26 protein-coding genes are annotated in these 26611 nt (G+C 44.1%); 16 read left to right on the top strand and 10 right to left on the bottom strand.

The window, feature by feature from the left end; genetic code table 11:
• Window positions 1-938 (bottom strand): lipid A deacylase LpxR family protein (locus QZX97_RS13015; RefSeq protein ID WP_295664695.1); only part of this gene is annotated, 938 nt, incomplete at its 3' end.
• A gap of 11 nt (window positions 939-949) precedes the next feature.
• A complete protein-coding gene (locus QZX97_RS13010) occupies window positions 950-1441 on the bottom strand; it encodes a YajQ family cyclic di-GMP-binding protein (RefSeq protein WP_295648225.1) in 492 nt (163 codons plus the stop codon).
• 154 nt (window positions 1442-1595) lie between these two features.
• Between QZX97_RS13010 and QZX97_RS13005 the strand changes: the two genes are divergently transcribed.
• The 4 genes from QZX97_RS13005 to QZX97_RS12990 all read left to right on the top strand — a co-directional run bounded on the left by QZX97_RS13005 (window position 1596) and on the right by QZX97_RS12990 (window position 5887).
• A complete protein-coding gene (locus QZX97_RS13005) occupies window positions 1596-2096 on the top strand; it encodes a hypothetical protein (protein ID WP_295648228.1) in 501 nt (166 codons plus the stop codon).
• A gap of 96 nt (window positions 2097-2192) precedes the next feature.
• Entirely contained in the window at window positions 2193-4238 is a 2046-nt protein-coding gene (gene ppk1 / locus QZX97_RS13000; protein ID WP_295664694.1) for a polyphosphate kinase 1, read from the top strand.
• A 5-nt stretch (window positions 4239-4243) separates the two neighbouring features.
• Window positions 4244-5134, top strand: coding sequence for an ethanolamine ammonia-lyase reactivating factor EutA (locus QZX97_RS12995; protein WP_295650151.1), 891 nt, complete (start codon window positions 4244-4246; stop codon window positions 5132-5134).
• A 189-nt stretch (window positions 5135-5323) separates the two neighbouring features.
• Entirely contained in the window at window positions 5324-5887 is a 564-nt protein-coding gene (locus QZX97_RS12990; RefSeq protein ID WP_295650153.1) for a UbiX family flavin prenyltransferase, read from the top strand.
• Window positions 5888-6299: 412 nt separating this feature from the next.
• Here the strand turns inward: QZX97_RS12990 and QZX97_RS12985 are convergent, their stop codons facing one another.
• Window positions 6300-7037: a tetratricopeptide repeat protein gene (locus QZX97_RS12985; RefSeq protein ID WP_295650156.1), complete on the bottom strand. Its 738-nt coding sequence runs from the start codon at window positions 7035-7037 to the stop codon at window positions 6300-6302.
• A gap of 342 nt (window positions 7038-7379) precedes the next feature.
• Here QZX97_RS12985 and QZX97_RS12980 point away from each other — a divergent pair, with 342 nt between their 5' ends.
• On the top strand, window positions 7380-7610 hold the full coding sequence (locus tag QZX97_RS12980) for a hypothetical protein (RefSeq protein ID WP_295650157.1): 231 nt from the start codon (window positions 7380-7382) through the stop codon (window positions 7608-7610).
• Between the two features lie 5 nt (window positions 7611-7615).
• On the opposite strand, the gene QZX97_RS12975 is transcribed toward QZX97_RS12980, so the two are convergent.
• The 7 genes from QZX97_RS12975 to QZX97_RS12945 form a co-directional block, all read right to left on the bottom strand.
• Window positions 7616-8092 carry a hypothetical protein gene (locus QZX97_RS12975; RefSeq protein WP_295650158.1) on the bottom strand — a complete coding sequence of 159 codons (477 nt, stop codon included), beginning with the start codon at window positions 8090-8092 and terminating at the stop codon, window positions 7616-7618.
• A 21-nt stretch (window positions 8093-8113) separates the two neighbouring features.
• Entirely contained in the window at window positions 8114-8494 is a 381-nt protein-coding gene (locus QZX97_RS12970; RefSeq protein ID WP_295650161.1) for a hypothetical protein, read from the bottom strand.
• A gap of 6 nt (window positions 8495-8500) precedes the next feature.
• Complete coding sequence (locus QZX97_RS12965; protein WP_295650164.1) at window positions 8501-8728, bottom strand: hypothetical protein; 228 nt, start codon at window positions 8726-8728, stop codon at window positions 8501-8503.
• A 128-nt stretch (window positions 8729-8856) separates the two neighbouring features.
• On the bottom strand, window positions 8857-9423 hold the full coding sequence (locus QZX97_RS12960; protein ID WP_295650167.1) for a hypothetical protein: 567 nt from the start codon (window positions 9421-9423) through the stop codon (window positions 8857-8859).
• Window positions 9424-9446: 23 nt separating this feature from the next.
• Window positions 9447-9902, bottom strand: coding sequence for a hypothetical protein (locus tag QZX97_RS12955; RefSeq protein WP_295650169.1), 456 nt, complete (start codon window positions 9900-9902; stop codon window positions 9447-9449).
• A gap of 34 nt (window positions 9903-9936) precedes the next feature.
• Complete coding sequence (locus QZX97_RS12950; protein ID WP_295650172.1) at window positions 9937-11232, bottom strand: DUF3289 family protein; 1296 nt, start codon at window positions 11230-11232, stop codon at window positions 9937-9939.
• 46 nt (window positions 11233-11278) lie between these two features.
• A complete protein-coding gene (locus QZX97_RS12945; protein ID WP_295650175.1) occupies window positions 11279-11665 on the bottom strand; it encodes a hypothetical protein in 387 nt (128 codons plus the stop codon).
• 190 nt (window positions 11666-11855) lie between these two features.
• Between QZX97_RS12945 and mtaB the strand changes: the two genes are divergently transcribed.
• The 11 genes from mtaB (at window position 11856) to QZX97_RS12890 (ending at window position 26592) form a co-directional block, all read left to right on the top strand.
• Window positions 11856-13175, top strand: a complete 1320-nt coding sequence (gene mtaB / locus QZX97_RS12940) for a tRNA (N(6)-L-threonylcarbamoyladenosine(37)-C(2))-methylthiotransferase MtaB (RefSeq protein WP_295650178.1) — start codon at window positions 11856-11858, stop codon at window positions 13173-13175.
• Between the two features lie 29 nt (window positions 13176-13204).
• Entirely contained in the window at window positions 13205-14398 is a 1194-nt protein-coding gene (locus tag QZX97_RS12935) for a prolipoprotein diacylglyceryl transferase family protein (protein WP_295650181.1), read from the top strand.
• The gene (locus QZX97_RS12930) at window positions 14395-14889 is read left to right on the top strand and encodes a GtrA family protein (protein ID WP_295650183.1); all 495 of its coding nucleotides are present in this window, start codon (window positions 14395-14397) and stop codon (window positions 14887-14889) included. Before QZX97_RS12935 ends, QZX97_RS12930 begins: the two co-directional genes overlap by 4 nt.
• Window positions 14855-15646 (top strand): inositol monophosphatase family protein, encoded by a 792-nt coding sequence (locus tag QZX97_RS12925; RefSeq protein ID WP_295650185.1) that lies wholly within the window; start codon window positions 14855-14857, stop codon window positions 15644-15646. Before QZX97_RS12930 ends, QZX97_RS12925 begins: the two co-directional genes overlap by 35 nt.
• A 124-nt stretch (window positions 15647-15770) precedes the next feature.
• Window positions 15771-16766: a S1/P1 Nuclease gene (locus QZX97_RS12920; RefSeq protein WP_295650186.1), complete on the top strand. Its 996-nt coding sequence runs from the start codon at window positions 15771-15773 to the stop codon at window positions 16764-16766.
• 11 nt (window positions 16767-16777) lie between these two features.
• A complete protein-coding gene (locus tag QZX97_RS12915; protein ID WP_295664693.1) occupies window positions 16778-19501 on the top strand; it encodes a beta-propeller fold lactonase family protein in 2724 nt (907 codons plus the stop codon).
• 1 nt (window position 19502) lies between these two features.
• Window positions 19503-20369 carry a hypothetical protein gene (locus QZX97_RS12910; RefSeq protein ID WP_295650191.1) on the top strand — a complete coding sequence of 289 codons (867 nt, stop codon included), beginning with the start codon at window positions 19503-19505 and terminating at the stop codon, window positions 20367-20369.
• Window positions 20370-20380: 11 nt separating this feature from the next.
• Window positions 20381-20896 carry a hypothetical protein gene (locus tag QZX97_RS12905; protein WP_295650193.1) on the top strand — a complete coding sequence of 172 codons (516 nt, stop codon included), beginning with the start codon at window positions 20381-20383 and terminating at the stop codon, window positions 20894-20896.
• Between the two features lie 225 nt (window positions 20897-21121).
• Entirely contained in the window at window positions 21122-22156 is a 1035-nt protein-coding gene (gene proB / locus QZX97_RS12900) for a glutamate 5-kinase (protein WP_295650196.1), read from the top strand.
• Between the two features lie 4 nt (window positions 22157-22160).
• Window positions 22161-23408, top strand: coding sequence for a glutamate-5-semialdehyde dehydrogenase (locus tag QZX97_RS12895; RefSeq protein WP_295650199.1), 1248 nt, complete (start codon window positions 22161-22163; stop codon window positions 23406-23408).
• Between the two features lie 232 nt (window positions 23409-23640).
• A complete protein-coding gene (locus QZX97_RS12890; protein WP_295664692.1) occupies window positions 23641-26592 on the top strand; it encodes a TonB-dependent receptor in 2952 nt (983 codons plus the stop codon).
• The last annotated feature ends 19 nt before the right edge of the window (window positions 26593-26611 follow it).

The raw sequence follows: 26611 nt of genomic DNA, 5'->3' as shown, positions 1-26611 counted from the left end.
GGGTGTATCATGAGCACGGTTTCGCGGGTTTGGTAAGTTGCCGATGCGTTGACTTCCCAATGGCCGGTTACCAGAATGCCGCCAAGCTGTTCGCTTAGGATATAGGGTTTTTTGACCAGTTCGATTTCGTAAATGGCGGGTGCGGACTCGAAAATACTGCCTTGAATGGTGGAGTTATAGGCTACATAGTTGATTGAAGGCTTGGCGAAGAAGAAGATTTCGGTTCGATTTGAGCCCATTTTACGGGCCGAAACGGAACTGGTTGTGATGGCTGAGTTATAGAGTTGGTTAAGGCGGCCAAAACGGGCGGTGAAACCAAGACCGGCGCCATCAATGCCGGTACCCAGGTCGAGATAACTATTGGCCGAAATGTCGAAACCATGGGTACGGGCAATGAGCCGGTTGTATTGGGCGGATAGGTTGAGCTCGTAGTCGTTAGCAATCTGGTATTGCCAGCCACCGGGCTGGTAAAAGTCGAAGACTTTGTGTATCAAGTCCTGCACCTGTTGCCCGTACGAATTGGGCCCTACTACGGCTACCTGAGCCTCGAGCCGCAGGTTGCTTTCGTTTTTGTACAGCAGGTTGATGGATGTACTGAAATAGGTGTAACCGGCGAAGGGCCTGTCGATATAAGCAGGCCCGGGGACATAGGCTGATTGCGGTGTGTAGATACGCTGGCCGAGCTCAAAACCCAGTACCTTGTTTTGTATAGATGAGCTATCGTTTACGGTAAGCGCATGCCTGAAGAAGAAGAAGTTGCCGGCGGTGTAGTACCTGTCGGACCCCTGGCCTAAAAAGCCGTCGTTATCGGCTTCGTAGCCGGCTTCGTTTTTGTAGGTTTTGCTTTGGGCGGAAAGGTTCAACGCGCAGCACAAAGCCACAATCGTCATCAGAAAGGTATGTTTAGTCAATTTACCGGGTATAAGATGGAGGCTCAAAAACGGGTAAATTAGTTACGCATATTGATGTACTGCAGGGGCTGGCCAAAATCGTCGGAACGGCAAAGGCTGATAACGGCCTGCAAGTCGTCTATCTTTTTGGCGGTAACGCGCACCTGGTCGTCCATAATTGAGGCCTGTACTTTGAGGTTGCTGTCTTTGATCTTTTTAACGATCTTTTTGGCGGCCTCTTTATCGATGCCTTCTTTGATCTTGATCTCCTTGCGGAGCATATTGCCGGAGGCGTATTGTTCTTCGCCAAAGTCGAGCGCTTTAGGGTCGAGGGATTGCTTAACCATACGGCCGATAATGGAGTCCTGAATGGCTTTGAGGCGCATATCGTCTTCGGTAACAATCGTGATGGTATTGGACTTTTTATCCAGTTCTACGGTGCTTTTTGAGTCGTTGAAATCATAGCGGTTCAAAATCTCCTTTTTGGCGTTATTGATGGCGTTATCTAAGGTTTGCGCGTCAATTTTGCTGACAATATCAAATGATGGCATAACGGGGTTTATAATTCGGCGGTAAACTTACCTAATTATTCTTTATAGTGTAATGCCTATAAGAATAATCGTTCATCCAATGTTAATAATATAATATGGCAATAAGTTGAAATGATTACCTTTATGTATAAAATTGAACTATTGTAAACAGATTATGAAAAGCGATACTAAAAAAAGCGCTAAAAAGGTGCTTGAAACCAGCATTACTGAGAAATTTATGCAAGCCCTTACCGAACTTGGGCATGATGCCACCAAATTAAAGCGCGAGGTTAAAAAGGCGAGCAAATTTGTGGCAAAAAAAATAGAGCGCAAGCTTAAAGTTGTAAAACAGGTTGTTGAAGCAAAAATGGATTCGGCCCCTGTTAAACAAGCAGTTAAAAAAGCAGAGAAGCCAACAGCGAGTAAAAAGGTTGTCGCAAAAAAAACGGAGCAAGTACAAAAGGTGATAGCTAAAGCCTCCAAGGTAGCCGAAAAGAAAATATCCAAGCCTGTAGCCAAGGTCAAAAAAACAGTGCCGGTGGAAACTGAGGTTATAAAAGAAGCTGTAAAAAGCATTGCAACCCCTAAACCTAAACAAGTAAGAACTACTGTGCCCAAACCGCCCGCTCAAGCTAAAACAACAAAAACCGAAGCAAAAACAGTAAAAAAGCCTTAAAAACGTGAATTATTTGCCAAAGTGTTAACATATTCTTAACAAATAAATGAGCAGTTTTGTAGGCCCGGTCGCAACCGTCCGGGACTTTTCTATTATATGGACCTAAAACGTATTCCGCTAATAAACAGGGAAATCAGCTGGCTTTATTTTAACGATAGGGTTTTGCAGGAAGCTGCCGACCCAACGGTGCCTTTAATAGACCGTATTAAGTTTTTGGCCATATTTTCATCCAATCTTGATGAATTTTACAGGGTACGCGTAGCTACCTTAAGCCGCCTCAGTAGCTTGAACGAAAAAGCCAAGCAGGTTTTTGGTTATAACCCAAAGAAGTTGTTGGGCCAGATCAGGAACCTCGTTGTAAAACAGGAGCGGAAGTTCAATAACCTGTACGAAAACATCATCGTTAAGCAACTCGCCGAAGAGAAAATATTTATATTGAACGACAAACAACTAAACGTTTCGCGTGGCGGCTTTGTTAAAGAATACTTTAGAGACAATATTTTATCGATGTTAGTGCCGGTAATGTTGAACGATAACGAACCTTTACCAGAATTGCGCGATCGGGGTATCTATTTTTTTGTAAAGCTTACCAAAAATAAGAAGACACGCCTTGCCTTGATCGAGATTCCCGAAAATGTAAAGCGTTTCCTGGTACTCCCGCAAACCAACGACCTTAAATTTATTATTTTGGTGGATGATATCATCCGCTACTGCCTCGAAGATATCTTCTTTATTTTCGACCACGACAGTATCGAAGCCTATTCGATACAATTAACCCGCGATGCAGAACTGGATCTGGATAAAGAGGTAAGCGATAAGTTTATCGAGTCGTTATCGCGTAGCCTTTTAAAACGAAAAAAGGGTAAACCCATGCGTCTGTTGTACGACACTGAAATGTCGATGGATATGCTGGCATACCTTGTAACTAAAATGGGCGTCAATTCCGAAAGCCTGATACCTGGGAACCGATACCACAACTTCAAGGATTTTATCGCATTCCCTAACGTTGGCAGGGCCGAATTAGAATACCCAAAATACGACTTTTTGCCAGTACCGGGCCTCTCCTTCAATAAAAGTATATTGGCTCAGATTGACAAAAAAGACTTCCTGATCAGCACCCCATACCAATCGTTCGACTATATTATCCACTTTTTACGCGAAGCAGCGATAGATCCTAAGGTAAAGGAGATCAGCGTAACACTTTATCGTTTGGCAAGTAATTCGCGTGTGGTGCATGCGCTCATCAATGCCGCGAAAAACGGGAAAAAGGTCAACTGTTTGGTAGAGTTAAAGGCACGTTTCGATGAGCAGGCCAATATCACCTGGAGCCGCCGTCTGGCCGAAGAAGGTGTCAACGTCATTTACGGCATTTCGGGCTTCAAAGTACATTCAAAAATAGTGCTGGTTTCGCGTACTGAGCAACGGAAAACGATGTACTATGCCTGTTTGTCCACCGGCAATTTTAACGAGAAAACAGCATCTTTATACGCCGACCATAGCTTGCTTACAGCAGATAAACGCATCACAACCGATTTGGTACAGGTATTTAAGGCCCTTACCAAAAATACCGTGCCTCAAGACCTTAAAAGCCTTATTGTATCGCCCGTCGATTCAAGACCCGCTTATTTTCGGATGATTGATAACGAGATAAAGAATGCCAAGGCCAAAAAGCCGGCTTATATGATTTTGAAGATGAACAGCCTCGCCGACGAGCAAATGATAGCCAGATTATATCAGGCCAGCAACGCCGGGGTCAAGATTCAACTGATCGTCCGGGGAATGTGTTGCCTTGTGGGTGGTATGAAAGGCTACAGCGAGAACATCGAGGTCATCAGTATCGTCGATAAATACCTTGAGCATGCCCGTGTACACATATTTTGTAATGGCGGCAAAGAAGTAATGTATCTTACATCTGCCGACTTCTTAACCCGTAACCTTGATCATCGGGTGGAAGTGGGTTTCCCCGTTTACGATGAACATTTGCGCAAAGAGGTGCGCGACATTATTGACATCCAACTGCAAGACAATACCAAGGCCCGCGAAATCAATGGCCAAAACAACAACAAGTACGTTAAGACCAAGAGCAAAATCCCTTATCGCGCTCAGATCGACATTTACAATTACCTGAAATACAAAAACTAAACACTTTGAGATACGCTGCAATTGATATAGGCTCCAACGCGGTACGGTTATTAATAGCCGATATTGTTGAAAACGAACAAACCATTTCGTTTAAAAAGAACACCCTTATCAGGGTACCGCTGCGTTTGGGCGACGACGCCTTTTTGGATCAGTATATTTCCGAAAAGAAGGCTGCTGATCTCATTAAAACCATGCAGGCCTTCCGCAACTTGATGGACGTATACAAAGTTACCGACTATATGGCTTACGCCACATCGGCTATGCGCGAGGCTAAAAACGGGCCTGAGTTGGTCGAGAGGATTAAAGTAGATGCCAATATCAATCTCGAAATCGTTCACGGCCAAAAAGAAGCCAATATCATTTACGCCAGCCATATCGAGCAAAACCTCGATAAGAACAAGAACTACCTTTATATCGATGTTGGCGGTGGCAGTACCGAGCTTTCTGTGTTTTCGGCTGGTAAAATAGTGGCCTCCGCATCCTTCAATGTAGGTGCTGTACGTATACTCGACAACCAGGACAAAGAAGAAACCTGGACTGACATGCACGACTTTGTTCGTGAGCATACCCGTGGCTTTAAATCGGTGATGGCCATCGGCACAGGCGGTAACATCAACAAGCTGTTCAGACTGTCGCAGGAAAAAGATGGCGTACCCCTAACATTTGCCAAGTTGAAGGCCTTATACAACTACCTCAGTTCGTTCTCGCTTAAAGATCGTATCAACGTATTGGGCCTAAATCAGGATCGTGCCGACGTCATCATTCCCGCTTGCGAAATTTACATTAGCGTGATGAAATGGGCAGCGATCAAGAGCATTTATGTACCAAAAGTAGGCCTGGTCGATGGTATTGTGCAAACCCTAATTGATAAAAACCTTGCCAAAAGCATCCAGTAGGCGATTGATAGTCAAAGTCTGACGAAAAATTTTTCTTAACAATTGCTTTATAATTTAATAATCTGTATATATATTTGTTCGCCCCGTTAAAAGGGCATGTTTTTCATAGGTAGATGTAGGGTCGGATACTAGTATTCGACCCTTTTTTTATGCCCGCTTTTACCGTAGCTTTGCCTCCTCATTGCTGATATGAAAAGAAAGATAGTCATTGCTGTTACAGGTGCCAGCGGAGCCATTTACGCTAAACTATTGTTGGATACCCTGCAAAAGCTCGATACCCAAATTGCCGAAATAGGGGTGGTGATGAGCGACAACGCCCGTCAGGTTTGGCAGCTTGAACTCGGTAACGAAGCCTACAATAGCTACCCCTTTACTTTTTACGATAAGAACGACTTTATGGCGCCTTTCGCCTCGGGCTCGGCCAAATACGATACCATGGTGATTGTTCCCTGCTCTATGGGCACCCTCGGCCGTATCGCCTCGGGTATCTCTAACGACCTCACCACCCGTGCCGCCGATGTCATCCTTAAAGAGCGCCGTAAGCTTATCCTCGTGGCCCGCGATATGCCCTTCAGCTTGATCCACATCCGCAATATGCAAACCATTACCGAAGCAGGCGGTATCATCTGTCCGGCCGTTCCTTCTTTCTATAGCAAGCCGCAAACCATTGAAGATGTGGCATTTACTGTAGTAAACCGCATCGTCGACCTCATAGGCCTCGATAACGACACCTACCGATGGGGGGGGAAATAGTAGGAAATTCTATAAAGTCTTTAGTCCTTGTTCATTGCTCTTTATTCCTTGCTCCGACAAAGGCGGGGGGTAAAAGTAAGATATTTTCATCCCTCTCAACTCTCCAACTTTTGACTTTTGACTTTTGACTTTTGACTTTTTCAAAAGGGGGGGGGTAAAAGTAGGATATTTATCCATCCCAAAATGTTGTAGTCCTGAGCTTTTGGAAGGACAACCGGGAAGCCTACCCGCCATACAATGACCTAATCACTTAATGAACCAATGACCAACCAGGGGGGAAAAAGTAAGACTTTTTTCACGCCTTGCGCTTTGCTCTTTGCGCCTCGCGCGCCACACACAAATATAAACAATTTAGCGCGAAATAACACCTTGATTGTTCAAAAACGCCATGTTTTGTAAAGAGCAGCAATCCTTAATTCAGCGGCGTCATCACCTCAACATCCGCTAAGGTTGCACCTTGTTTTACATCAGCCGACGCCGGTTTTTTCGTCCTTATTTTCACTTTTTGCATGGCCATGTAACGTGGTGCATTAGCCTTTCTTAAACCCTCGGCCAATAGCGTATAATGCGCCACCATGCTGTTGGCTTCTTTCAATTTACCTGTTTGATCATAAAGTGCGGCCAATTGTTTTTCAGCTACAATTTGCTGTGGAACATTGTACTCGTATTTACACAATACAATAGCTTCCTGCAGGTCTTTTTGCGCGAGGTCATAATCCTTTATCACAGTCTTCACCGCCGCCAGTTCCAGCAACGAACTGATGATATGCGGTACGTCACGCGCGTCGCGCGATATACAGGCCGACTGCAAAATATACCATTTGGCCTCTGTAAACTTGTTCTGCAGCACATAAGCCTGTCCCAAACGGTCAAAATCATTGCGTATGGCCAGGGTGTCGTTAAATTTCTTATCTGTCTGTATGGCTTTCAATACACAATCGCTGGCTTTAGCGGCATCAGACATGCTGATGACCCTTGTTTTTTGCTGCCCGAATTGTATCAGCGAATCCGCCGTATTGATATACAGCTCAGCTTGTGCGCAGATATGCTGAACAGAATCCTGTTTCCTTTGCAGCGAATCAATGTTTTGCGCAAAGCCGGCGGACAGGATGCTGACTATAGCGAGTATGGTAAAGTATATTTTTTTCATGAGCCTGTTGCAAAGTGGGTTATCAACAATGCTTTGCCCTTGGAATGTTGCAAATAGTATGCCCGGATTGTTTTTTAAATTCTCGCAAAGCCGCATAAGGCGCTAAGAATGTGGCTAAACTTTGCGTCTTCGCGACTTTGCGCGAATAAATCTTCACTTAATTACATTGCGTATAGATGCTACCTATTTGTAGAATGAGGACGATGCTGCAACACTCATAAATGCCCCATCGGGGCTACCTGTTTGTAGAAAAACAATGAAAGCAAAAATTGCCCCGTAGGGGCTACCCAATTTGGACTGATTTGATTTTTTTGTAAATTTTAAATAACAAGATTTAAGAACTTGGATAGGATTGTATTAGAAGTAGATGATGTTGTAGGAAAAGCGTATCGTAACTTTAATCCTGAAAAGAAACAGCAATTTAGTCAGGCGATTAGCTTATTGATAAAAAAGGCCATTAACGATGCGAACTTCGATGAGTACTCAAAATTTTTAGATGACATTGGTAACGAAGCTGCAAAAAATGGCTTGACTCCTGAGATATTGGAAGCATTATCGGCATCTGATGACTGAACCAGTTAATGCTTTTTCAATTTCAATGAATCCGGGTGTACAATTGAATAATCTAATGTCGCTTCATCTTTTATTGGCGTTATAAATTGTGTTTCGTGTACAATATATCCGCTTGCGTCAGGTTCAATTATATACACCACATAATCACCATCATATTTTTTATCTGTTACTTGTTTTGCTTTTTTTATAAGCTCAACAAGACTAATCAGATGAAACTTGTTTAATTGTTCCCGAGTAATAATTTGGCCCTGCATGGGTAGCCTGTAAAATAAAGTCGGCTCGCGTCCATATTCAAGGCAAGGGCACTCTATGGCAAAACACTTAAATGGCCCCTCGATTCCAATATTCCACATTCGGGCATTTTCGGGTGTTCCTGCCGTGTCAATCAAGCAATAGATATAGTCGGTCTTTTTTGACGTTTGGGCATTTACGGTAGTCGAAAAAATGAGTAGGCTAATCGATAAAACCAATAATTTATTCATTTCTACTTTAATTGTCGATACCTATTGAACAGGGGTAAGGTCTTCTTTTAAATAAAACGTTATTGTTGCGAGGTCATTTTTTTGAAGTTTAAATTTCGGAAGCTTTATAGGATAAAAACCCATAGCCATACAATCAATTTTAATTGAATTTTTAGGTATAACCCTTAAAACCATTGACGATTTAAAAGAATCATTTTGTAGAAACAATCCGTTAACTACTAAGCCGTATGCAACATATTCCTGATTTAAAGCATCAAAAACTTTTACCTTTATTATTGCACCATTATACAAATTACTAGTGTCAACTTTCGAATAGGTAATTGCATATTGTTTTGTTGATTTGGCTTGTGCGAATGTTTTGAATGAATGGCAAAACAATGCTAATATGATTATATATTTCATTATAAGTTAGTTACCACATCCACCAATAGTACCCTGTTGAACACCCGGATTATTACTTAAGTCATACCCACCCTCCTGCACGGAAAGAAAATTATTTATACGGTCCTGTTCCGTTTGGGTCAGAGAAGTAAATGCACTTGTTGATGTAAGCCCAGCCCAGCAAAGGTCGTTATAAAAAGTTAAAGGTAATCCATAACCCTTACTATCTCCATATGTTTTTAAAGTTGTTGCCATATCCGATATAAAGCTTGTTACCATTAAATTGAGCTGGTGCAACTAATTGGGATTAAATAAAAGTATCCGTACCTGATAACCTAATTCTATTGGATGGCATAATATTTTAAACACACTTTTTCAATAAATCATTGTTGTAAGTCTTCCATCATAAAGCTGTTAAATTTGCCCTTATCAAAATAAAATACATTAATGCTACCACTATTAAAAATTATCCTGACTGCATCATTCTTAACCGTTATCGGATCATGTTTAGGTCGGTCGCTAACTTTGTAATTATATAGCCCGGGCCTCAAAACCCCAACAACATAGTTTACTTTGTCTCTAGGTCCCACGGAGAGTTGCACTTTTTCCCATCCGCCTTTCATCGACAGGAATACCCATACTTCGAACTCCTTAGCTTTGTTAGTTAGCAAAACAACATAGTCTGCTTTTTGGTCGCCATTAAAATCGCCGCTTGCAAAATAGGCCAAACTATTATTCGATTGATAGTCATCAAAAGTCTTTTTGTCCCACAGATTTGTCGACGGGAAGTACCAGCCTGGTAAATAAGTCTTTATGTATTTTATTATTTTTTTTGGAACAACTTTCTGGTAAATAACTGATTTGTATTTTGGAATGGTATCTGTCGATTTGGCTTGTATAAATGATTCTATTGAAAAACATAATAATACCCCAATTACTGTATTTTTCATAAAAGATTCAATAAAAAATTATTTTACGGGTCTTTGACAGTAATGTTATTTTTGGGGTCAATTAACTCACCATTCTTATATCTAAAGCGGCAAATAAACTTCCCCTGAGCCCAAAAGTAATTATATATCAAATCATTGTCAAAGGAATATCTGTCAATAATTCTTTTGTTTTTTCTGATATTTTCAATATTCGTTTGGCTGGACTTTTTGTAAAAGGTGATGTAATAATTGGCATATTTTTTTAATACTGAGTCTTTGTGTGTATTTACAAAGTCATCTACAGTCTTTACCGATATACTATCTTCGGTAAAATTCTCTATTAGATAGCATTCCTGTTTACTGATTGATATTTTACCTGAAACAGAACTTGTGTCTATTGATGTTAATAAAGGCACATGTGTAAAAATTAATTTCTGGGCATGGCCCGAACAACCCGAAAGCAAAAAGCAAATAAGAAGACAATAGCGGAAATTCATCATTTTGATTTAAATATATATTCTTAAATAGAATTACTCAATTTAATTGGCCAGAAATAATTTTTTTAACATGGACTATCGTTTCAAATGGGACATAACCTCTTACATGTTGTAATAACCACCAGTCAGCAAAGCCTCGATGATAACTTTGATATGTTGTAGCATCGTTTTTGTCCAAGCCAAAATGATCATGTATTGTTATTGTTACATTAGCACTCCAGGAGGCTCCAGAAATCGTAAAACTGTCCAATTGAATTTCTGTATACTCTGTATCATTGATGAGTATCTGCAAGCCATGAAATTTATTATAAAGTCCATCAAATTTTGGCCGATTGGTCAAAACTATTGTTCCTACACTATTTATATTGCCACCATTATTTCCTAATAAAGTATTTAAAGTTGCACCAAATTCCTTTACAAAGTTAATTAGTGCGGCACTTTGATTTACACGTTGGTTCAAAATTGGATCTTCGAATTGATTACCTGTTTTGTCCCTAAATTTCTGTGTCATTTTATCCCCTACTACTTGCAAACCGTTATCAAAAACAGTGAAGAGATGAAGTAAGCTTGTCATCTTCTGAAATAATTGGTCATCGCTGGCATTGTTATCAGTTAGATCAATACCCTGCGTATCCCCATTTGTGCCATAGGTCATGTCTTCTGTATTGTTTCTGTTAATTGTGTGTGCTATTTGAATTGGGCTATTTGAAGGTAATAATGGATTTGATAAGTCGGTTACTGTTATTCCGTTATCAATTATAAGGTCATCTGGCGAGTCAATTGGAGAATCACCATTTTGAAAAGGGTAGTTCGGATCGTAATTATTAGATGTGCCATTTCCACCACCACCTGGTATAGCATATGGGTTCCATGTAGGTTTGTTAGTATCACTTGCGCTTGGCCCGTTATCTGAACTATAACCATTGTAACCGTTCAAATAGTCGAGGTAGACTGCATCGTAATAAGCACCGCCGTCACTGCTACCTGCGTCGCCGCCGCCATCACCACACCAACCGCCCCATAAAAAATCGCACCATGAGCTGATATATGCATCGGGATAATTACCTGGAACATTTAAAAACCAACCAACGGCATTAATTACATCTACAATTGCATTATAAATGGCATTAAATATATCTGCCAGCGTATTTATTTTTGCTTTTGTTGATTGCGTATTCGAACTTGATGGGACAACTGGAAAATTACCTTTTCCTTTTACATAGCTTTTTGTAAGCATCTGGTAATGACCTGAATCCGACTGCATGTTCCACTCAACAAGCTTTCCAGTCCAAATTTTATTTTCTCCGTTTTCTTTTGTAGCGTCATCGGGCACAAAGTTCAATAACACAGCCGTTACGCTGTCGGCGCGAACAGAGTTTTTAAAAAAAATATAATGCAGGTGGGTGGTTCGGATTAAATCCAGTTAACTTAGTAACGCTTGACGATGTACCAACACCTTGTGTTTTTGCACTATTATTGTTTAAACCAACATTTGTAATCGATAAAATAGGAACAGTTACCACTGGAACGCCTCCTATAGTTGTCTGCCGGGCTTTAGTCCAATCGGGGGTAAAATAAGCACCTGCCGGATTGTTTGTAAACCATGCTTTTATAACTGCATTTGAAATCAAAGGTGCATTATTTCCCACTTCTTGGGACGCTGTGTTTGAATTCTTTTTACAGCTATTTACAGCAAAACAAATAACCATAAAGAATAAAATGCACGCCGTTTTAGCAAATCGGCTTTTAGGATAAAATTTTTTCATAAGGAGAGTGGTTTAATTGCCTACAAGATAACCCCTATAAATCAAGTTTCCTATCCGTGAAAACACCGTATTTATATCCGTGTTTTCACCTACTTTTCGGTCATTTTTTAGATAATCCATCATAAAATAGGTTCTCACCACATTCCATTCCCCTCAAAACAAAAATTCCCTATCTTTGCGGCTGATTAAAATGAACAAAAAAGTCGCTTTTTATACGCTGGGCTGCAAGCTCAACTATTCGGAAACTTCCACCATTGGACGCCTCTTTAACAAGGCCGGTTTCGATACCGTGGACTTTACCGACGCGCCCGATGTATATGTCATCAACACCTGCTCGGTTACCGATAATGCCGATAAAAAGTGCCGCCGCGTGGTAAAAGAAGCGCTCAAAATATCACCAAACGCTTATATCACCATTGTTGGCTGCTATGCGCAGCTCAAACCAAAGGAGATTTCGGAAATTGAGGGGGTCGACATGGTATTGGGTGCCGCCGAAAAGTTCAACATCGTAGAGCATATTACCGACCTCACCAAAAAGCCAAAAGCATTGGTGTTGAATGGCCCGGTAAGCGAGGTGAACGAGTTTGTGGCATCCTATTCCGTTGGCGACCGTACCCGCACTTTTCTCAAGGTTCAGGATGGCTGCGATTATTCCTGCACCTTTTGCACCATCCCCCTGGCACGTGGCAGCAGCCGCAGCGATACCATTGAGGCTGTTGTGCAGCAGGCCCGCGAAGTTGCCCTTTCGGGAGTAAAAGAAATTGTGCTCACCGGCGTAAACCTCGGCGATTTTGGCATTCGCGATGGTAAACGCGAGGATAAATTTTTCGACCTGGTAAAAGCTTTGGACGAGGTAGAAGGCATCAACCGCATCCGCATTTCCTCTATCGAACCGAATTTATTGACCGACGAAATCATCGAATTTGTCGCGCAAAGCAAAATATTCGTGCCCCATTTCCATATCCCGCTGCAATCAGGTTCTGATAAGATATTGGGCCTGATGCGCCGCCGTTACCGCCGCGATTTATATGTGGACAGAGTGGCCAAAATAAAACAATTGATGCCGCATTGCTGCATCGGGGTGGATGTCATCGTCGGTTTTCCAGGCGAAACACGTGAAGATTTTATCGATACCTATAACTTTTTGAACGACCTGGATATATCATACCTGCACGTATTCACCTATTCCGAACGCGAAAATACCATCGCCGCCGAACTGCCCGGCACGGTTCCCGGTTCCACCCGTGCAGAGCGGAGCAAAATGCTGCATATCCTGTCCGACAAAAAACGCAGGGCCTTTTATGAGACACAGTTAGGCGCCGATGCCGAAATACTCTTCGAAACCGACATAAAAGATGGCTACATGCACGGTTTTACCCGCAACTACGTTAAAGTAAAAACCAAATACGACCCCGTGTTGGTACGCGAAATAAAGCACGCGCACTTAACCGCGATTTCATTTGATGGTGATGTTGAAATAACAGAAATGCAGGAAACATTGGTACATTAATTTTTATATTAGCCGCATAATCAACACCTATGTTCCCTACCATATCCGAGCTTTTAAAATACCTTTTCGGGATTGATATTCCGTTGCCTGTGCAAACTTTTGGCTTTTTTGTCGCTATAGCTTTTATCGGTGCTTATTGGGCCTTTGAGCAGGAGTTTAAAAGAAAAGAAGCGTTGGGTTATATACATTCGTTTACCAAACAAGTTACGGTAGGTAAACCGGTGTCTATAGCCGATTTGATATTGAATAGTGTTTTTGGCTTTTTGATAGGCTTTAAGTTGGTCGTCATCGTTTTGAATTACCGTAGTTTTGTTGATGATCCTCAAGGCTTTCTGGTTTCTTTCAAAGGTAATCCCATTGGGGGCGTTTTAATGGCTGGCTTATTTGCGTATTGGGCTTATATCGAAAAAAATAAGGAATTGGAAAAATATCCTGAGACCAAAACTATGGAAGTCTCAGTTCATCCTTACGAAATAATGGGTAGCATTTTATTATGGGCTGCTGTAGCCGGTTTTGCAGGTGCTAAACTATTTAATGCCCTCGAAAATTGGGGGCAATTTATGGCTGACCCAATAGATATGCTATTTGATATAAAAAGCGGTTTAACTTTTTATGGGGGATTAATATGTGGCGGAGCTGCAGTCTTATACATAGCTAATAAGCATGGAATAAAGCCACTAACTATGTTAGATATAGGTGGTCCGGGCATGATGCTTTCGTACGCGTTGGGGCGCATTGGCTGCCAAATGAGCGGCGATGGCGATTGGGGTATCCCCAATACCGCGCCAAAACCGGGCTGGTTAAGCTGGGCACCCGATTGGATGTGGTCGTTTAAATTTCCGCATAATGTGAATGGCGAAGGTGTGCCTATTCCCGGTTGTTTCGATCAGTCAGGTAAAATCGGCAAATTCTGTTACGAGCTAAAAGTAGGGGTGTTCCCAACTTCGTTTTACGAGATGATAGTTTGTTTATTACTTTTCGTCTTTTTATGGAGCATCCGTAAAAAAATAAAATATGTGGGCCTCATGTTCGGTATATACCTCATGCTTACCGGCCTCGAACGCTTTTTTATCGAACTGATACGCGTAAACACCAAATACCATGTGGCAGGCATCGCCTTTACCCAGGCCGAATTGATTTCTATTATCCTGTTTTTCAGCGGTATCGGCCTGTCAGCCTATGCCTTGCGTCATAAAAACATCCCAACACCACCCACTGCATGACGGAAACAGCCGCTCCCGCATCAGGACGCAAAACATTGCTTAAGGAGGTATTGAGGTTTATCCTTTCGGCAGGCATCGGCTTCGTAGTTGATGTTGCTGCCTATTATATTTTATACCATAACCTGCTCCAGCAAAAAAGCTACGATATTTGGGGTTATACGGTTAAAAATAGTACGCTTTCGTTAGCCATATCCTTCTTTTTGGGTGTGTTGGTCAATTTTGTCATCACTAAGTTCTTTGTGTTTTCCAAATCAGAATCATCGCCCTCAAAACAATTCTTGAGGTTTATTGCTGTCGCGATAGTAGGCTTTTACGCTAACCTGGGTATGCTCAAGGTAATGATCAATTATTGTCACCTCGATCCGCCGGTTGCACGTCCCGCTGCAGCACTCAGCCTGTTTTTCGCCAGTTTTTTTGTTCATAAATTTTTCTCGTTCAGTTTATCGTTAAGACATCATGCACCTACCCGACATCGCGCAGCAAGTAATTGAACTATCAAAACAAGTAGGCGGTTTTATCCGCCGGGAGCGTATGAAATTCAACAGCGACGCGGTTGAATACAAAGGCGTAAACGATATGGTGTCCTATGTCGACAAAGAAGCCGAGATACAAATTGTTGCCGCTCTCCAAAAAATACTTCCCGAAGCCGGTTTCATCACCGAAGAAAAAACCATCAACAAAACCGGCGAACGCTACACCTGGATCATCGACCCCTTGGATGGTACCACCAATTTTATCCACGGTTTGCCGGTTTACTCAGTAAGCATTGCTTTACAGGAGTACGATGAATTGGTTTTAGGCGTAGTATATGAAATAAATCAGGACGAATGCTTTTACGCCTGGAAAGACGCGCCCGCTTACCTTAACGGGAAGGAAATAAAAGTAACCAATACCCCAACCGTGGCGGGTACACTCGTGGCCACAGGATTCCCATACTACAATTTCGAAAAACAGGAAGCTTACATCGGCTTGTTTACCGAACTGATGCGTAATTGCCACGGCTTGCGCCGTTTAGGCTCAGCCGCCGTCGATCTGGCCTATACCGCCTGTGGCCGTTTTGATGCCTATTACGAGTATAACCTCAACTCTTATGATATGGCGGCGGGTATTGTCATCGTGCGCCAGGCAGGCGGCCATGTATGCAATTTCTCCGGCGGCACCGACCTATTCAACACCCGCGAGGTAGTGGCCACCAACGGTAAAATAACCGATGAGTTTTTAGGTTTGATCGCCAAATATTTTTCCTAAATCTTATCGCAAAATTTAAGGCTTCGTGTCTTTGTGCCTTCGTGGCGACAACTATTGGTAACGTTTCTGTTTTATTTACGCTTTAATAAAGCTTTTACATATTTTTACCATTGTAAACATCGCCATGCCAAAAACTAAACTTAGGGTATTTTTTTTTCTCGTCCCGGCTGCTGTAATGCTTATCTCCTGGGGCAAATTCGGGCACGAACATATCAATCGCGCTACCGTAATGGCCTTGCCCATGCCCATACAAACCTTTTACTACAACCATATCGATTATATCACCCAGGAATCCAACGAGCCGGATATCCGCAAATACACCATGAGCGACACGGCCGAGTACCCGCGCCATTTCATCCACTTGGAGGCATTGGGCAATTTGGATACCGTGCCTAAATCGCCCGCGGCAGCATTAAAACAATACGACCGCAAGTTCTTTATCCGCCATGGCATGTTGCCCTGGGCAATTGAGGATATGATGGCAAAACTGACCGACGCCTTTAAACGCAAACACAAAACCGATATCCTCTTCCTCTCTGCCGATCTGGCCCATTACATTGGCGATGCTTATATGCCCTTGCACGTTTCCATAAACCATAATGGCACTTTAACCAATGCCAAAGGCGCGCACTCCCTTTTCGAGTCGCAATTGCCCGAAGTGTTTGGCGAAACTTATAACTACAACGTTGGCAGCAAGGTAAAATATGTTACCGACGTCCAAGCTGAAACCTGGCGCATCCTGTTAGCAAGCTTAAAATCGGCCGATACCCTGTTAAGGGTGGATCGCGACTTGATGAAAAACCTGCCTCAAGACAAAATATATGTGCTCGACGCTGCTGGCAACATTAAAACCAACGAGTATAACGAACCCATACATACGTACGGTTACTGCAAACTATACCATGATGGCCTGAAAGGAATGGTCGAAAGGCAATTGCGTGCCGCGATAGCCACCTCTGCCAGCTTTTGGTATACGGCATGGGTAAATGCTGGCAAACCCGACCTGAGCGATATCGACAAAAAAGAACTGACTACCCGCAACGCGCCTTCGTTAGCACAGGAGCGTGCCTTATACAAAAAAGGTAAACTGTTTGGCCTTAAAGCCGACAAAGAATTTTGATTTTTAAACAAATGAGCATCAAAAACCATATTCTGCTTTTAGCTGTTGCGATAGGCCTCTTTTCGTGCCAAACCAAGCAGAGCGCCAATGCACAAACGGTTAACAATACTTCCGAAAGGATTGGTTACGACGATAGCGCCCTATACAACAAGGCCGCGCCGTACATTATGCCTTATAACCGCATCATCAATCCGGCCGGTACCACCATCGCCTTCGGCGATACCAAATACGAAAACCACAGCCTCGATTGTAAATTGGTGCCCGGTCAAAATGTGCTGGCGGTAGAAGACCGCTACGGCATCACCATGATCAACACCAAAACCAAGGACGAGATTACCCATCTTTCCTTTAATGAAGAAAAACGGTTTAAAGGTCTGATGAGCACCTTCTCAGGTATACAGGTGGTACAGCAATACGGCAAAACAAATATTTTCTGGAGCGCCGCCAACCCTAATACCCACGAATCCTTTGTGATGATGGTAAACTGGGACGGCGAACACCTTTTTTTTAAAAAACAGATTGCCTTTAAACCCGAAGGCGATTCGCCGCTGGCCCTGCCAAACGAACTTGCAGTAACCGAAGAAAATGGCACTGATTTTCTGTACGTGGTACTCAATGGCAACAACCAACTCGTAAAACTCGACCTCAATACCGAAAAAGTAATATGGAAATCGCCCACGGGCGTAGCACCTTACGGCTTAACTTTATTCAATGGCAAAGCGTACGTAACAAACTGGGGCGGTACCAACCCAACCGATACCATTACCCACGAAACCGCTGGCGTACCTTATGGACATGCCATCATCAACCACGCTACAGGCGCTATTAGCCAGGGTAGTGTTTCGGTGTTTGATACCCATACCGGTAGTTTCATTAAAGAAATTACTGTCGGCCTGCACCCCAACGCCATTATCCCCAGTCCTGATAAGCACTTTTTATACGTAGCCAATGGCAACAGCGATAATATTTCCGTTATCGATGTCGCCAAAATGGGCATGGTCGATTCCATCAGCGTCAAACTCGACCTGAACGACAAAGGCTTCATCGGCGATTCGCCCAATGCGCTGGCAACGAGTCCTCTGGGTACTATTTTATACGTAGCCAATGGTTTGGACAATGCCATTGCGGTCATCAAACTCGGCCCTGCCGATGCCACCCTTGGCAAAGACGTCACTACCATTGCAGGCTTTGTGCCCACCGAGGCTTACCCCGGCGGCATAGTTACCGATGGCACCAGCCTTTTTATTACCAATTTGGAGGGCGAAGGCGCAAGGGTGGTGAGCAACCGCATCGTTGATGAGCAAAACGCCGGTGCCAAAGCCAAAGGCGTGCCCGGTGTGGATGCCTTTAACGCGCACCATCAGGACGCTACGGTAACCATCGTACCATTGCCAACCCAGGGTGCGGATTATAGCACCTATACCAAAAACGTCCGCGATCTTAACCTGCTCTTCCGCGAAGATATCGCCCGCAAAATGCCCCGCCGCAACGTGGAGCCAAAACCCGTGCCCGAAAGGATAGGGGAGCCATCGGTGTTTAAACATGTCATCTACATCGTAAAAGAAAACCGTACGTACGACCAAATTTTGGGGGATATGCCCGGCGGTAACGGCAGCAAACAACTTTGCATATACGGCGATAGCGTTACCCCTAACCAACACCAATTGGCGAAGGATTTTGTATTGCTCGATAACTATTACGCGTCAGGCAAATCATCCGCCGAAGGCCATCAATGGACCGATCAGGCCATGGTGAACGATTATGTAGAGAAAAACGTAAGGGCTTGGTTCCGCAGCTATCCGCACGTACAAACTGATGCTATGGTTTACGATAAACAAGGCTTTATCTGGAACAACGCCCTCGATCATGGTAAAACCGTGCGCATATACGGCGAAACCGCAACTCCAAGTTTTGACCCGAAATTGGGCTGGACCGATATTTACCAGCTGTATAAAGAAGGTAAACCTTTCAGCTTTACAAATTATACGACCATTTCGCGGGTGAGGCCCATATTAAGCCCTACCTATCCCGGTTATGATAACCATGCCATAAATGACCAGATACGCGCCGATGCCTTCATCAAAGAACTGAAAGAAGCCGAAAGCAAACCCGGGGATACCTGGCCGCAATTAATGGAACTGGCCCTCCCTGCCGACCATACCGGGGGCATGAGTCCGCGTTTACCAACGCCACGTGCCATGGTTGCCGATAACGACCTTGCAGTTGGCCGTATCATCGAAGCCGTTGCACACAGCCGTTTTTATGCCAATACGGTCATTTTTATTACCGAAGACGATTCGCAGGATGGTTGGGACCATGTTTCGGCCTACCGAACCACGGGTTTTGTTATCAGCAAATACTCACGCCTGCAGCGCGAAGTGCACACCAATTATAACCAAACCAGTATGGTACGTACCATCGAGCAGATATTGGGTATCCCGCCCATGAACATGATCGATGCCACGGCTTTACCCATGTTCGATTGCTTTAAAAGCACAGCCGACGACTATGCCTATACCCATTTACCAAACCGTATACCTCTGGACGAAATGAACAAACGCCTTTCGGCACTAAAAGGTATGGGCCTATATTATGCCAAAATTTCGCTCAGGCCCGAATATAGCCACATTGATGGCGGTAACGACGACCTCATGAACCGTATGTTATGGTACGCCGCCAAAGGCAAAAAGCCATATCCCGGCAAGGACAGCAATGGTAAAAAGGATGGGGATTAATATGAAGACGGTTTATGTCATACTGGCCGGCTTTTTATTTACCACAAGCACTCATGCCCAATACATCGATATCCCATATAATACCGACCCGATATTGCCATCTAAACGGATAGTAGCCAACCTCATCGCCACCGAAAAAGAATACGCGGTGGTATTTGGCAACAAAGGTGTAAAAGATTCGGTTTTGATATGGACAAAGCAGTATGCCTACAGCCCGGCGCATCAACTGGTAAGCTGGGAGTTGAAAACCGAAGGCAGCAAAACCAAAATATCCCGAAAGTACTATTACGATCAATATAATACCCTGGTAAAGTATGTCGATATCACCTCAAAGTCGGATTTAACCGGCGGGAAAAAGGATTCGTTGATCTACCAGTTGCAGTATGATACGTTGGGAAATACCAGGTTTATTTTCAGGTACAGTAAGGATACCACGAATTTGCAGACCACACAGTTGATGTATAACTCCAAAAAACAACTGATCAGCACAATGCACAAGCTGACCGATGATGATTATTTGACCGATAAGGCCATGATCTATAACGAAAACGGCGACCTGTCGGGTCTATATTACATGGATGTAAATGGCAGCGAGATCGCGTCCTATTCATTTGATTATGATTACCCGGCCAAAAAGCGGATGGTGTTTAAAGCCGGTAAAAAACTGTATGAAGTTTACACCTACAACGTAAACAAGGATTGCATCAAAAAAGAACATTTTAATGATGTGGCTTATGCCGATATCAAAAATGCCGTTCCGCTCGAAACGACCAAATATTATTATGACGATAATGGCCTGTTAGGAAACGAAGTAACCTATGTAGGTGGTACGCTTACATCGTTTATAAAGCATATTTATTCAAAATAATTTTAAGAAGTATGAAATCATCCATTACAAGAACCTGTGCGGTACTTTTTGTTGCTTTTGTATGCTTTGGATTTGCACCACTTAAAAGTCAACTTAAAAGTTTTTTGGGTGTTAGATATGATCGGGTTTTGGCTTATTCGTTTGAAAGTAATCCGGAAGGGTCGCCTCCAGTGATCGATTCCAAAGGACAGCCGACAAAATACGTAAAAAAATATATGGCATTGGCTCAATCGGATATTGATTATTTGGATAAGATACTCAGCTCTCCTAAAACTTATGGTGAAGCTCCGGCATCTTGTTTCGAACCAGCATTGGCGTTAGTATATTTTAAAAACAATAAACCCGTAATCCAAATAGATATATGTTTTGAATGTAATCATCTTTACAGCACAGTACCCATTAAGGCAAGCCGGATTAAATGGGTGCATGATGATAATGGAAAAAGGATATACCCTTTAGACGGTTTTAGCAAAAAGGGTGGAGATGCCCTTTATGCTTTTTTTAAAAAGCTGAGATACGTTAAATGATACATCATTCGAGATAATCTATCTTTTTATAAATATATGGGATTTCCTAATAATGGGATAGTATGCCCCATCGGGGCTACCTGTTTGTAGAAAAATATTGAAAGTGAAAATTGCCCCGTAGGGGCTACCCATTTTGAACATTAATACCCATCCCTGCATTAAAACAACAAAAAGCCTACGTGTTTTGTAGTCTTTTTATAAATTTGGGCAATTTTACAGCATACATTGATAAAGCCCATACTCGTTATAAAATTCGGCACAGCATCCATCACCACCAAAAGCGGCGATTTGGATGAATTGGTGATGCAGGATATTGCTCGCCAGGTTGCCCTCATCCACAACCACTATCACATCGTGATGGTATCATCAGGAGCGGTTGCCGCCGGTAAAAAATTATTGAAGAATTATACCGGCACCATCAGCGAGCGTAAAGCCGCTGCCGCCATCGGTAACCCGCTTTTGCTTAACAAATACGCGCAATACTTTGAGCCTTACGGCATCTACATTGCGCAGAGCCTTTGCGAACGTCAGCATTTTAGCAACCGCAACCAGTTTTTACAGCTCAAAAAAACCTACGAGGACCTTTGGGCAAACGGTATCATCCCTATCGCCAACGAAAATGATGTGGTAAGCAACCTGGAACTCAAGTTTTCGGACAACGACGAGCTGGCGACATTAATTGCGGTAGGTTTCGGCGCGTCTGTACTATTGTTCAGCACATGGGTGCCCGGCGTGCTCGATAAGGATGGTAAAGTAATACCCGAGATAAAGGTAATCGATAAAAAGGCACTCGCATTGGCCAATAAAGAGAAGTCGGCCTTAGGTTTGGGCGGTATGATATCCAAGCTTACATTCGCGCGTTTGGCTACCCGCATGGGCATTAAAGTGGTGATTTTCGGCATCCGTACTACCGACGGGATACTCAACGCCATAAAAGAACAAACGGGCACGCTCTGCTATCCGCAGGATTGCGCCATGCCGGCCCGAAAAAAATGGCTGGCCAGCGGCAGTTTGGTTACCGGCAGCCTGCAAATAGATGCCGGCGCTTATAAAGCCCTGCAAAATGGTCATAGTCTGTTGGCGGTAGGGGTAAAGGCCATAATCGATAAATTTGAGTCGGGTGAAGTGTTCGAGATATTGGATGAAGAAAAAATTACAGTCGCTGTAGGCAGGGCCAAAGTATCGTCGGATGACTTGGCCGCGAATTTAAAAACGCCCAAGCTCACCATTGCCAATGCCGATGATATCGTACTGATCTGAGAACATGGAAAACATACTACCCATATTGCAACAAGCCAAACAGGCCACACGGTCTATCGGGCAATTAACGGATGCTAAAAAGCGGGCCTTATTGCAGCGCCTGGCTGTGGTTATTGTTGAACATACCGGCCGGATTATTGTCGAAAACAAAAAGGACCTCGACCGCATGCCCGATACTGACCCCAAAAAGGACAGGTTATTACTGGACGAGGGTAGGATAGAAGACCTGGCATCGAGCCTGAACGAAATTGCTGCACTGCCCGACCCAACGGGTAAACTATTGTTGGAAAACACCACTGCCAATGGCTTGCATATCCAAAAAAAGACAGTGGCGCTGGGTGTAGTAGGAGTGATATACGAATCTCGCCCCAATGTAACCATCGATGTCGCTGCGTTGTGCATCCGCTCGGGTAATGTGTGCGTGCTGCGCGGCGGCAGCGATGCCCTGCATACCAATATGGTGTTGGTTAACCTGATACATGATGTTTTAAAGGAATTTGGTTTAGATACTGCCATCATACAGCTGTTGCCTGTCGACCGCAAGTTCATCATCGAGATGCTGGAGGCTGTAAAATATATCGACATCATCATCCCGCGTGGTTCGCAGCAATTGATTGAATACGTGCGCCAAAACTCAAAAGTACCCACCATCGAAACCGGGGCCGGCGTTTGTCATACTTATGTGGAACAAACTGCCGACCTGCAAATGGCCGCCGCAATTGTGGTGAACGCCAAAGTATCGCGCCCCTCGGTTTGCAATGCACTGGATACCATTTTGGTAGATAGCGCCATCGCCAACGAACTGCTCACCCTTGCGGCTCCCGGTCTGTTGGCTTACGATGTAGAGATATTTGCTGATGAAGTGAGTTACACCATCCTGCAACAACTCCATTACCCATACCTGCAGCACGCAACCGAAGAAGATTTTGGTCGCGAGTTCCTCGATTTTAAATGTTCCGTTAAAGTGGTAGATGGTTATGACGAAGCGGTAAACCACATCGCCGGGTATTCATCCAAACACTCCGAAGCTATCATATCCAAAGACCCTGAACTTTGCGAACGCTTTTTAAATGAAGTGGATGCCGCTGCCGTGTATACCAACGCCTCAACCCGCTTTACCGATGGGGGACAGTTCGGGCTTGGCGCCGAGATCGGCATATCCACCCAAAAACTCCATGCCCGCGGCCCCTTCGCGCTCGAAAAACTGGTTACTGAAAAGTGGTATGTAACCGGTAATGGGCAAATCAGGTAAATTCAATCCACTGTATTACAATTAATTGAGTGAAATTATAAAAAATAATTTGCAGAAATATATTCTCGTATTATATTTGTCGACTAATTCTATAGAATTTATGTACAATTATATTTTTACTTCGATGTCCATGTGCAAAATGCAGTCCCCAACTGCCTGCTGTTGTTGCTGATACAACACCCTTCACAAATTAATTCATCAGCATTTTTTATCTACAATCTAAATTTAATCCATGACCATTTCTACAAAGATTTTTAAAACCGCAATACTTTTCTTTGCCCTTTTACCGGCATTGAGTTATGCGCAGCTCAACGGTTCGTACCTGTTGAGCGGCCAGGTTAACGACGATAAAGGCCAACCCCTGCCCGGCGCCACCGTTACCATAAAAGGCACAACCAATGGTACCTCAACCGACCAGCAAGGGCACTTTTCCATTACTACCAACGCTAAATTTCCGTTCACTTTGGTTTTTAACGAAATAGGGTATTCGCCGCAGGAGTTCCTCATTAAAAACGCCAACAGCAAACTGGCGGTACAGCTCACCACGCAATCCCTACTCATAAACGAGGTGGTGGTTACCGCTTCACGCAGGGAAGAAAAACTCCTGAAGTCGCCGGTGGCTATCGATAAGCTCGATATCAGGGCACTCAAGGAATCGCCAGCACCAACCTTTTACGAAGCCCTGGGCAATGTTAAAGGCGTGCAAATGACCACTTCGAGTTTAACCTTGCAGGTACCTAACACACGAGGCTTTAACAGCCCCAACAACTTCAGGTTTATGCAGCTGGTGGATGGTATAGATATGCAATCGGCAACGCTTGGTGTACCGCTCGGTAATGCCATTGGCCCCACCGAACTGGATATACAAAGCATCGAGATCACACCCGGTGCCGCAGCGGCGCTTTACGGCACCAACGCCATTAGTGGTTTAGCTAACTTAACGACCAAAAGTCCGTTTACTTACCAGGGATTAAGTTTTTACCAGCGCGTAGGCATTAACCATACCGACGGTATCGACGAACCGCCAAGCGGCCTCACCGAAACCGCCATCCGGTATGCCAAAGCCTTTAACAACAAATTCGCGTTCAAGATCAATGCCAGCTATTTGCAGGGGGTTGATTGGCGCTCAAATACGCAGCAGGATCAAAACCCCAATAACTTAAAAACAGCCAACCCGCTCTATCCCGAACTCAACAACGATAACGCGGCCTACGATGGCTGGAACAAATATGGCGACGATGCCCTTTCGGGGAGTAATACTGTAACCATTAAAGGCATCGTGATCAATGGGGTGGCAAGGGCGCCGCTCACCGTGGCGCGTACCGGCTATAACGAAGTCGATTTGGTTGATCCCAAAGTTTCCAACGTAAAATTGGATGCAACGCTTGCCTATAAACTCGGCAAAACCACCGAACTATCCTACGGTTACCGTTTTGGTTTGATGGACGGTGTTTTTCAGCGCGGCAATAAAATAGAGCTGAATGGTGCCACCGTGCAAAACCATAAGATTGAACTGAAAGGTAAGAACTTTTTAGTACGGGGATATGTATCCCTCGAAAATACAGGTAACTCGTTCAATGTAAAACCACTGGCCGATAACCTCGACCTTAACCATGCCAGTAATACCGCATGGGCTGCAACTTATAAAAGTGCGCTCACCACCTTTGCCAATAACAATGGTGGGTCGTTAACTTCGGCAAACTTTGCCGCCGCTACCGATTTTGCCCGCGCCGCCGCCGATGCCGGCCGTGTATTGCCCGGTACCGATGCCTTTAACCAGTTGCGAAGCACCATTATAGGTATCAACAACTGGGACATCAAATCGAGTTTGATACCAACTGCGCCAGTTACCGGTGGTGCTGCGCTCATCCAGCAAAGCCGCATGTATAACGGCGAGGCCCAGTGGGATTTGAGCGATAAGGTAAAAATATTCGACCTGTTGGTGGGCGGCGATGTGCGCGTTTACCAGATCATCCCCGACGGCAACAACTTTGTCGACTTTAGCCGATCTATCGCCGATAGAAATACAGCATTACCCGATGGTAGTTTTGGTGCCGATGTTTACTATAAAAAATTTGGTTCGTTTGCCCAGATCACCAAAACCGTTTTCGATGATAAGCTAAAACTATTTGGCTCGCTCCGTTGGGATTACAACCCTTATTTCGATCCTAAATTCACCCCGCGTTTGGCCGCCGTTTATTCGCCGAACGAAAACAATAACTTCCGGTTTACCTACCAGTTGGGTTACCGCTTCCCGTCGCTGTTCGAAGCGCTGTCTTACGTAAACAACGGTCGTGTAAAACGGGTAGGTAGCCTGCCTTTTATCGACGAAGGCCTTGGCTATCTCGAGAACAGCTATACACAAGCCTCGGTAGCCACGTTTAACGCCGCCGCAGCAGCCCAGGGCAGTACCGATGCCGCCGCGTTGGCCAACCGCAACTTGCTACAGGTAGCCAACCTGCCGCCCGCAAGGCCCGAGCAGATCACCTCTTACGAAATAGGCTACAAAGGCGTATTGGTTGATAACAAGGTGTTTTTAGATGTGGATGCCTATACCAACCAATATAACGGATTTTTAGGCCAGATACAGGTGTATGTACCCAATGGTACCACCGTGGGTACCGATGCGGCTGTGGAAGCCATGCTCGACGCCAATCGCGATCCTACAACGGCCACCTCCACCAACTCGGCCAGTTTAGGCCAAAGTCGCTACCGCGTGTATACCAACGCTAAGAATGTTTACAACGCTTATGGTTCATCGGCGGGGCTGACCTATAATTTCTATAAAAAATATACCGTATCAGGAAATGCGAGCTTTAACAAAATGGTAGGTCAAAATGCCGACAATATCTTCATCACCGGTTTTAATACCCCGCAATGGACAACCAACCTGTCCTTCGGCAATCGCGAGGTGGTAAAAAACCTGGGCTTTAATATTGTGTACAAATGGCAGCAAGCCTACGTATGGCAAAGCCAGTTGGTCATCACAGGCAACGTACCTGCGGTGAGCACCTTTGATGCACAGGTTACCCTGAAAGTACCGGCCTATAAAGCCAGCTTTAAAGTGGGCGCATCTGATATATTCAACAACCGCTACATACAGTATGCCGGCGGCCCAACTATTGGCGGCCTGTACTATGCCTCTGTTACATTGGACGGCCTGTTAAGCGGAAGCAGTAAATAGTTTTGTTTTTTAAGTATAG

It is taken from the genome of uncultured Mucilaginibacter sp. (assembly GCF_903893715.1).
GTDB lineage: Bacteria > Bacteroidota > Bacteroidia > Sphingobacteriales > Sphingobacteriaceae > Mucilaginibacter.
This window is presented reverse-complemented; position numbering and strand designations above follow the sequence as displayed.